General features: G+C 28.4%; 1 protein-coding gene. It reads right to left on the reverse strand.

What is annotated here, in order from left to right:
- Positions 1-791, reverse strand: a 791-nt coding sequence (locus ACVC2P_RS16410) for an AI-2E family transporter (RefSeq protein WP_452599537.1), incomplete at its 3' end; no start/stop codon positions are given.
- Between the last annotated feature and the right edge of the window lie 2 nt (positions 792-793).

Below are 793 nucleotides of genomic sequence, written 5' to 3' on the forward strand. Positions count from 1 at the left end.
CCCGTAATTGACAAAACAAAGAATAGTAATGTGCTTGTTGGGTCTAACTCAACAAATGCAAATATAGATAGCAAAATGACAGAAATAAATGAGCCTACCATTTGTACAAAATTAATTAGAAAAGCAAATAAGCCCCAGAAAACTGGAAAGCTTACATCGAAAAAGTAACATGCCAAACCTGTACCCACTCCAGTTAAAAAGCTCACTAAAAATTTTACTTTTATAAATTTAATAAGGTCTTTTTCTATCTTCCTGAATGTCTTTATCGAAGTGTGCTTTTTCTTTAATAGTGTTTTATTGAGTAGTTTTTCTACATTTATTGATTCTCCAAGCCATAAAACAACAAAAAACGTTGTCATTAATAAGGAGGTAAGAAATTTACTAACAATATTAAATGTAGGTCCAAATTTGCTAAAGACTTCATCTTTTTTAAAAAAACGAGTTAGTTTTAAATTACGGTCTGGTGCTGGCTCAACACCAAAAAAAGTATCCATATTGTACACTAAATCATTAATTTTAGTTTGTGCCTTAACAAAAAAAGTAGATTCTGTTGCTAAAATTTGTCTGCTAGATATTTTTACTAGCTCTCCTCCTATTTTTAAGCCCCCAAGTATTATTAAAACGACTATAACTATACTTACTTTTTTAGGTACTTTTTTCTTTCCTAAAAAGCGCATTAATGGTAAAAATAACAAAGCAATAAACATTGAAAACACCAATGGTATAAATATAAAAGACAGTACTTTTAATAAATAAAATATTATAGGTATTACTATTACTAATAGTAACATGT

This window comes from Pontimicrobium sp. MEBiC01747 (assembly GCF_053601635.1).